Annotated in this window: 7 protein-coding genes and 1 pseudogene; 3 read left to right on the forward strand and 5 right to left on the reverse strand. The window is 58.1% G+C overall.

From position 1 onward, the window contains the following. Positions 1-121: 121 nt before the first annotated feature. The 4 genes from feoB to DWX63_RS09120 all read right to left on the reverse strand — a co-directional run bounded on the left by feoB (position 122) and on the right by DWX63_RS09120 (position 5,737). Positions 122-2,482, reverse strand: a complete 2,361-nt coding sequence (feoB, locus tag DWX63_RS09105) for a ferrous iron transport protein B (RefSeq protein WP_117843504.1) — start codon at positions 2,480-2,482, stop codon at positions 122-124. Between the two features lie 121 nt (positions 2,483-2,603). Further along, positions 2,604-2,924 (reverse strand): hypothetical protein, encoded by a 321-nt coding sequence (locus DWX63_RS09110; RefSeq protein ID WP_117843505.1) that lies wholly within the window; start codon positions 2,922-2,924, stop codon positions 2,604-2,606. Between the two features lie 465 nt (positions 2,925-3,389). After that, positions 3,390-4,853, reverse strand: a complete 1,464-nt coding sequence (locus DWX63_RS09115) for a basic amino acid/polyamine antiporter (protein ID WP_117843506.1) — start codon at positions 4,851-4,853, stop codon at positions 3,390-3,392. A gap of 107 nt (positions 4,854-4,960) precedes the next feature. Beyond that, the gene (locus DWX63_RS09120) at positions 4,961-5,737 is read right to left on the reverse strand and encodes a dimethylarginine dimethylaminohydrolase family protein (protein ID WP_117843507.1); all 777 of its coding nucleotides are present in this window, start codon (positions 5,735-5,737) and stop codon (positions 4,961-4,963) included. 275 nt (positions 5,738-6,012) lie between these two features. Between DWX63_RS09120 and DWX63_RS09125 the strand changes: the two genes are divergently transcribed. From DWX63_RS09125 to DWX63_RS09135, 3 genes and pseudogenes are all read left to right on the forward strand, one after another. Beyond that, positions 6,013-6,642: a GntR family transcriptional regulator gene (locus DWX63_RS09125; RefSeq protein ID WP_233514526.1), complete on the forward strand. Its 630-nt coding sequence runs from the start codon at positions 6,013-6,015 to the stop codon at positions 6,640-6,642. A 385-nt stretch (positions 6,643-7,027) separates the two neighbouring features. Then, positions 7,028-7,267 (forward strand): annotated as a pseudogene (locus DWX63_RS11535) (transposase); the annotation flags it as partial. After that, positions 7,156-8,190 carry an IS3 family transposase gene (locus DWX63_RS09135; RefSeq protein ID WP_117843510.1) on the forward strand — a complete coding sequence of 345 codons (1,035 nt, stop codon included), beginning with the start codon at positions 7,156-7,158 and terminating at the stop codon, positions 8,188-8,190. The pseudogene DWX63_RS11535 and the gene DWX63_RS09135, both read left to right, overlap by 112 nt. A 23-nt stretch (positions 8,191-8,213) precedes the next feature. Here the strand turns inward: DWX63_RS09135 and DWX63_RS09140 are convergent. Next, positions 8,214-8,764 (reverse strand): IS3 family transposase (locus DWX63_RS09140; RefSeq protein WP_147336088.1); only part of this gene is annotated, 551 nt, incomplete at its 5' end.

Here is an 8,764-nt window from a genome sequence, read left to right on the forward strand (position 1 = left end):
TAGAAACCTCTCCGATTGTCTTGAGCGGTGGGCGATTATATAGCAACGGCCCCGCATCCGTCAGTACAGATGCAGGGCCGCAATCAACTCAATACACAGAGGTTGCGCCGTCAATAAATAACTAAGCCAACCCCAGCAATATGCCCGCCGAATGCACGACAAACGCCACGATCCAGGCGACCGTCACCTGAAACGCGAACACGGCAACGGCATAGCGCGCGCCCAACTCGCTCTTGACGGCGCCGATGGACGCCACGCAGGGCGGGTACAGCAGCGTAAAGACCAGGAACACGTAGGCGGTAAACGGCGAAAACATGGTCGACAGTGCCGCAGGCGAGGTCGCGCCCAAAAGCACCGTGAGTGTCGATATGACGCTCTCCTTGGCAATAAGTCCCGTGACGAGTGCCGTCGAGGCGCGCCAGTCGCCAAAACCGAGCGGGGCCAACACCGGCGCGATGATGCTACCCAGACCGGCAAGCAGGCTTTGCGACTGGTCGGCGACCACGTTAAAGCGGATATCGAACGTCTGCAGGAACCAGATGACCACCGTAGCGGCAAAGATAATGGTAAAGGCCTTGGTAATAAAGTCCTTGGCCTTATCCCATGCCAGCATCACCGTCGTCTTGACGCTCGGCAGGCGGTAATTGGGGAGCTCCATGATAAACGGCACCGGGTCGCCCTTAAATGCCGTACGGTTGAGCACCAAAGCCGCAATGCAACCAACCGCAATACCAATCAGATAGAGCGAGACCATGGCGGGAACCGTCGCCTGTGGGAAAAACGCCCCGCACAGCAAGCCGTAAACCGGCAGCTTGGCCGAGCAGCTCATGAACGGTGTGAGCATGACCGTCATCTTGCGGTCGTGCTCGGATGGGAGCGTACGGGTCGACATGATAGCCGGCACGGTGCAGCCAAAACCGACGAGCATGGGCACAAAGCTGCGGCCCGACAGGCCAAAGCGACGCAGCACCTTATCCATGACAAAGGCCACGCGTGCCATGTATCCGGAGTCTTCCAGAATGGAGAGGAACAAGAAGAGCACGACGATAATCGGCAGGAAGGTCAGCACGCTACCCACGCCCGTAAGCACGCCGTCGACAGCCAGCGAGCGCACCACGTCGTTGGTTCCGAACGCCTTGAGGCCCGCATCGGCCGAAGCAATGATGGCAGCGATGCCGTCCTCCATGAGGCCCTGCAACGCCGCGCCGATCACGCCAAACGTCAGCCAAAAGACGAGGCCCATGATCACCAGAAACGCCGGAATGGCTGTGTAACGACCTGTCAGGATGCGGTCAATCTTGACGGAGCGCACGTGCTCGCGGCTTTCGTGCGGCTTGACGACGCAGCGCCCACACACGTCGCCGATAAAGCTAAAACGCATATCGGCCAACGCAGATAGGCGGTCGGTGCCGGCCTCGCCCTCCATCTGGGTAATGATGTGCTCGATGGCGTCGAGCTCGTTGCGATCCAGGTGAAGCGCCTCGGTCACCAGCTCGTCGCCCTCAACCAGCTTGGTCGCCGCAAAACGCACCGGGATATGCGCCGTCGCGGCATGGTCCTCGATAAGGTTGGCGATGCCGTGAATGCAGCGATGCAGCGCGCCGCCGTCTGGACCATCGGGCGCGCAGAAGTCCAGGCGACCGGGGCGCTCGCGGAACCGCGCCACGTGCAAGGCATGATCCACCAACTCGCCGATGCCCTCGTTGCGGGCAGCGCTAATGGGGACAACAGGCACGCCCAACAGGCTCTCGAGCAGGTTGACGTCCACGGCGCCGCCGTTGGCCGTCACCTCGTCCATCATGTTGAGCGCGATGACCATGGGGCGGTCGAGCTCCATAAGCTGCAGCGTCAGGTACAGGTTACGCTCGATGTTGGTGGCGTCGATGATATCGATGATGGCGTCGGGATTTTCGTCCAAGATGAATTGGCGGCTGACGATCTCTTCGCCCGTGTACGGCGACAGCGAATAGATGCCGGGCAGGTCGGTAACGCTTGCCTCGGGGTGGTTGCGGATGGTGCCATCTTTGCGGTCGACCGTCACGCCGGGAAAGTTACCGACGTGCTGGTTGGAGCCCGTCAGCTGGTTGAACAGCGTGGTCTTGCCGCAGTTTTGGTTGCCGGCGAGAGCAAAATGCAGCGGTGCGCCCTCGGGCACGGCTGTTTTTGCCGCACGGGGCGAATACGTCCCCTCGCCCAGTGCCGGGTGCTCCGTCGTGCCGATTGCGGCGTTAGCGCGCGGACCCGTATCTGTGTCGTGAACACCTACGAGCTCGATGCGAGCGGCGTCGTCCTTGCGCAGCGTCAACTCGTAGCCGCGCAGGCGAATCTCGAGCGGGTCACCCATAGGGGCGTACTTCATCATGGTGACTTCGGTGCCCGGCGTTAGGCCCATGTCCAAAATATGCTGTCGGAGTGCCTGATCGTCCGATGCCACCGATGCGACAACGGCGTCCTTTCCAATCTCGAGTGTATCGAGCTTCACGCGCTCATCCTTTCGTTAGACGCGGTTAACCGTTTACCGGGGCTAACCAACTCGTAACGACAAATGATAGCGCTCTGAACTATTTTATAAAGTCAAATACCGATGTTTACCTGCGCAAACTTTATGCGGTGCGCCCCGAAAGCTCTTTGCGCATACCGCTCAGCGAGATCGAAATGGAACCCGACCGCGCGGTAGCAGTGAGTCGATCACCCTCAACCGACCCCGTGCATGTAAAGGGCGCCTTGCCCATCAAGACGTGGGAGATAGTACCCGAGAGCTCAAAGAAATCGCCCTCAGCGCGGGCACCCGAGAGAGCGATATTGAGACCCTTGACGTTTAGTACTGCCCTGAGCGCGCCGTTCACCCCATGTGAAAACGTCACCTCGCCGCGCTTGCTCCCCACCGGCGTCTGGGCCAAAACCACATACGTACCCTCAAGCATGGCTCCTCCTCTGAGTAGGCTTTTTGAAATGGCCATCTAGTCTACTTTGCTGCGAGACGGCTTGCCCAGAAACCGCGAGCACACAATGACGTTCAATCAACAGATTGCTGCAAGGGAAACAAGCGTGCAAGGGGGACAGATTTCTTTTGACACCATTTGCGCCAACGGACGGGATGCGGAGCGACGACCGTGCAGGTGGATTCCGGATCGTCGCTTCCTCCGTCCCCCAGCGAATCAAAACGAAGTTGCGGTGGAATAGTTCCTGTTTGAAGCTTTAACCAGCAAAAACAGAAACTATTTCACCGCAACTGCAAAAGCCCGCGCTGGCAACAAATGTCACCTGCGAGGGCTTGGTGGGCGCTCACAATGGCACGTTATTGAAACCCACATCAGTTATGGAATTCCGAACAGCACCGACATGCGATGTCCCCGTCGGCATACCAAGCAATGAAGCTCACCCTAGCCTTAGACGATCGGCGCGATGCCGGCAAAGTGCAGATACAGCGAGATGGCCGCCACGACAATGACCACTGCCGCGATCAGCTTGTCGTGCAGATGCGGGAGCACCTGCTTGCCGCGGCCTCGCTCGCCCGCAATATAGACGGGAATGGCCGGAGCAAAAAGGATCGTCGTGATCATGACGCCCTGGAGGCCCGTCGACCACACCAGGAACAGCGTGTAGATAAAGCCGAGCGTACCGAAGAAGCGTGCTTTGCCGACACTCGGCGCATGCGGTCCGTCCAGATGCTCGTTCTTCCAGCCAATCACCATGTAGTAAGCACCCGAGCAAACATAGGGAACCAAGATCGTGTTGACCGCGCAGCTGTAGAAGAACTGGTAGGTGCTCGCCGCTACATACGACACAATCAGGAAAAGCTGCGTGATGCCGGAGCTCACAAGAACCGTTACCACCGGGGCGTCATGTTTGTTTGTCTTAGCAAACGCCAGCGGGAAGGAGCCCTGACGTGCAGCCTCGAATGGCGTCTCGGATGCAATGATGACGTAGCCCAGCATCGCACCGACCAGCGAGAGAATAACGCCAAGGTTTACGATGGCTGCGCCAACCGGACCGATTGCGCACTCAAGAATTCCCGCCATGGAGGGCGTTGCAAGTTGTGCCATCTCCTCGCGCGGCATAATGCCGAGCGACAGCATCGAGATAATCAGATACAGCGTAAACACGGCTGCAAATCCAAGCGCCGTCGAACGACCGACGTCGCGCACATACTTTGCACGGCCCGAAATGACGACAGCGCCTTCGATACCCGTAAAGACCCAGACAAGGGCAATCATGGTCGAGACAACCTGCTCACCAAAACCGGGGCCAGCCGGCTCTCCCCAGAAGTTGTCCATAAAGATATCGACGTTGAACTTACCCAGGAGCACAATGCTCAGCACAAAGAGCCCCAGCGGCACCAGCTTCGCCAAGGTGACGATCGTGTTGATGCCGGCAGCTTCCTTAACGCCGCGAAGCACGAGAGCGGTTAGGAACCACAAAAACACGCTGGCGCAGACGATGGAAAGCATATTGTTGCCCGTACCGAACGCAGGGAAGAAATAGCCCAGCGCGCTAAACAGCAAGAGCGCAAAGCTCACATTGGAAAGACATGCGCTGATCCAGTAGCCCCAAGCGGAGTTGAATCCAACGTAATCGCCAAAACCGGCCGCAGCGTATGCATAGATGCCGCCAGTCAGGTCTGGACAAGCCTGAGATAAACCGTTGAATACCATCATCAGCGCAAAGACGCCAATGAAGCAAATTCCCCACGAAACGATAACCGCGCCGGTATTGGCTCCGCCTGCCGCCATATCGCCGGCAAGAGAAAAGATGCCGCCGCAAATGCTCGCAGTGATGACCATCATGGTCAGACGAAAGAGATCCAGACCATTGGGGTCGATAATCTCATCGTTACAAGTTTTAGAGGCCATATATGTGCACCCCCTCAATCAAACGACCGCATAAAGATGGCCCGGACGTCCCGAATCGGGTGCCGGGCCATCGGTCAAGCGATCATTAAGCTAGTACAGCGACCACATTAGAAGCGCAGCGACAGGCAAGAAAGGCCGCCGTCGACCTTGCGGTACTCGGAGGTGTCGACAACGAGCGTCTTGTAGCCCAGATCCTGCACGGCCTTGAGCACGGTCGGATAGCCCTCGGCAACGATGACCGTACCGTTGACCCAGATGCAGTTGGCGCCGTAAGCCTCGTCCTCGGGCACGACGATCTTGTTGTACTGGGCAAAGTCGGGCTTATCGATGAACTCACCGGAGACGAGCATGTTGTTGTCCTCGATGTAGTTGACGCCCGTCTTGAGGTGCAGGACCTCCTCCAGAGGCACCTCGGAGCCCTCGAGGCCCCAGCCCTCGAGAATCTCGCAGAACTGGCAGATACCCTCTTCGTTGGTGCGAGCAGAGCGACCGACGTAGAAGTGGTCGCCGACCATCATGACGTCGCCGCCGTCGAGCGTGCCGGGGGAAACGATGTGCTTGACATGCTCGTCGTCAAAGAAGCGACGGACGACCGGCTCGATTTCGTCCTTCTCGCCATTACGACTGTCGGCGCCGGGGTTGGTAATGATGGCGCCGCAGCGAGTGATAACGGCCGGATCCTCGACAAAGCAGCTGTCGGGATACTGCTCAAGCGCCGGCAGCACCGACACGTCAACGCCACACTGCTCGAGCGCATGCTCGTAATCGTAGTGCTCCTCGATAGCGCGCTCGTAGATGGGCTGGCCAAGCTCGGGGGCGCTCGTGATGCCATTGCTCAGGGACTTGCCGGGACGACGGATGATGACGTGGCTGAACTTAGTCATGATGATCCTCCTTGGACCTCTTAGCAGAGAGCGGACTTCCTTGCGCCCGCCTTCCTTCCGATGGCTTTATCTTAGGGTGTCTTTACTGTTTTGTATATTGTATACAATCCTGAACGGTAGATATTTCTCGGTAAGCGTATTATTGCTTCTTCTGGTTTGGTAGCGCAATTTAACTGGTCGTTCTATAATTCAATTAGCCTATTCAGGCGAAACGTATTTATTTTTGAAAATATACAGTTGAGGAATATAAGCTCATGGAAACACTCCGAAGACCCTTGAAGGATCATGTATACGACTATATTTCGAGTCGCATAGACGCCGGCGAGCTTTCGGCCGGCGACCGCGTGAGCGAGCAGGCGATCTGCGATGCCATGGGCGTGTCGCGCACGCCGGTTCGCGAGGCGCTCATCCAGCTGGCAAGCGACGGCTATCTGGACAATCTCCCCCGCCGCGGATTCCGCGTCCGAGGGTTCGATCAGCAAAACGCCGTTGAAGTCTTTGAGATTATGGGGCCTCTCGACGGGCAGGCGGCATACCTCGCCTGCCCTCTCCTAACCGACGAGGACATCATGCAGCTGAAGTTTTTGGTTGGGTCCATGGACCTTGCGATCCAAGGCGGCCTTATCCGAAAGTACGACGACATTCAGCGGGACTTTCACCTCACGTACTTCAACCGCTGCGGCAACGACCGTCTGCGCGACATGATTTCGCAACTCGAGCGCTGCTTTATAAAGCGCGATTACGAGACCGTCGATCAGGAGACAGCGTGCAAGCTGCTGGGCATAGCCAATGCCGAGCATGCTCATATTCTTGAGCTCTTCGAAGCGCGAGATGCAGCGGGCGTGCGAGACTACGTTCGCGATGTCCATTGGAACACGGAGAACGCCCAGTTCACCGTTTGGTAGGCTCCGCCCCCAACAAATCAAAGCGAAGTTGCGGTGGAGTAGTTCCTGTTTGAGGCTTTAACCTGCAAAAATAGGAACTATTTCACCGCAAGTTATGAGAGCCGGGATGGGGCCGGTCCTCTTACAGATGGCGCTCCAAAAAGCGGAAGGCTAGGCGAATCCAGGGACGGACCGCCACCTGCTTGTCCTCGTTGTCGGTTAGCGCAAAGGGGTCAGGTTACTTTGCACCAATGGGCGGAATGCCGTTTCCGCATTGGCCACTATTGGGAAACCGCATCCAGAAATTCGAGGGGACTGCGGACGATTTCCTGGACCGCTAAATCGCGGCCATCCTGGAGTGGGTATGATGAATTGGACACCAAATTAAGAGCGAAAGGTGTTCAAGATGACCCAAAGAAGAAAGCGATACGACAAGCAGTTCAAGGTTTCGGCGGCAAAGGTGGTCCTGTCCAGGGAAATGACGGTCAAAGACCTATCGGAAGAACTCGGCATAAAGGACTCGACGCTAAGAAGATGGGCCTGCGAATACGAGGAGATGGGAGACGACGCATTCCCCGGAAACGGATCCCCGAAGATCAACAAGGACTACGAGATCGTGAAGCTCAAGAAGAAGGTCGAGGAGCTCGAGCGCGAGAACGAGATACTAAAAAATTTCCGGGCCTTCTTGAGTCAAGACCATGCGTGAGGTTTGAGTTCCTCGAAGAGCATAGGGGCGAGGTCGGCCCCATCAAGAAGGCATGCGGGCTGATGAAAGTCTCGAAATCCGGTTTTTACGAGTATCTCGGCCGTAAGAAATCCAACGCCCAGATAGAGCGAGAGGCGCTCGAAGGGTTCGTCGTCGAAGCTTTCCATCGGCACAAGGGCCGTTACGGCTATCGGCGCATCAATCGCGAACTGCGAAAAAGCGGCATCGTCGTGAGCGAGAAGCGCGTGCTCCGTATCATGCAAAAGCTCGGACTTGCCGGAAAGGGCACGACCCGAAAGCACCGCATCCGGAAGAAGGTTGAGCCAGGAGACCCTCGGTTGAATCTGGTAGAGCGCGCTTTCACCGTGGGCGAGCGCAACAGGCTTTGGGTGGGCGACATCACCTACATACCCACAAGCGAAGGGTGGCTCTATCTCGCAGCCGTGATAGACGCCTTCTCCCGCAAGGTCGTGGGCTGGTCGATGTCCGAGCGCATCACCGAGAAGGTTGCGATCGATGCGATAGAGCAGGCGGTTGGCAGGGAGGATCCGCCAGATGACGGCAGCCTTGTCTTCCATGACGATCAAGGCGTGCAGTACACCTCCCGTTCCTTCCAACGATGCCTGGACTCACATGGCATAGTCCAGTCGGTGTCAAGGCCCGGCACACCGCTGGACAACGCGGTGGCCGAGTCATTCTTCAAGACGCTGAAAAGGGAATTGGTGAAAGAGAGGAGCTATAGGACGAGGGGCGAGGCCAAGCAGGACATCTTCAGGTACATAGAGCTCTATTACAATAGGGTGCGCATGCATTCCACCTTGGGCTACATGTCTCCAGTGGAATACGAGCGACAATATGCTTGAGGATCCTTAAAAGAAAGTCCAGTTTACCCTTCCCACTCCATCCCCAGCGACGACCGGTAGCCGTCCGGCGTCGCGCCACCGAGCGCGTCGCTTGCCCGCTCGGAGTTGAAGCGCCCTATCCACGCGCCGAGGGCCTCGATGAACTCCCCGGGCGACCAGCCGGACCAGTCCCTCCCGTGGAAGAACTCCTTCTTGAGCGGGCCGAAGAAGCCCTCCATCGCGGCGTTGTCGGGGCTGCAGCCCTTGGCCGACATGCTCCTGACCAGGCCGTTCCGCTCGCATATCGATATCCAGCCCGGCCAGCGGTAGTGCACGCCGCGGTCGGAGTGGATCACGGGGCGCTCACCGGGCGCCAGCCGGGAGCACGCGTCCGACAGCGTCGAGTTCGCGAGTCCTGCGTCCGGGTGCTCGCCCGCCCGCCAGGCGACGACCGAGGAGTCGAAGCAGTCCCTGATGGCGGACAGGTACACCTTGCGGCCCGTCGGCAGCCTGAACTCGGTTATGTCGGTGAGCCACAGGAAGTTCGGCAGGGCCGAGCGGAAGTCGCGGCGCACGAGGTTCGGCGGGGCGGGGG

The organism is Collinsella sp. AF20-14LB, assembly GCF_003459505.1.
Lineage (GTDB): Bacteria > Actinomycetota > Coriobacteriia > Coriobacteriales > Coriobacteriaceae > Collinsella.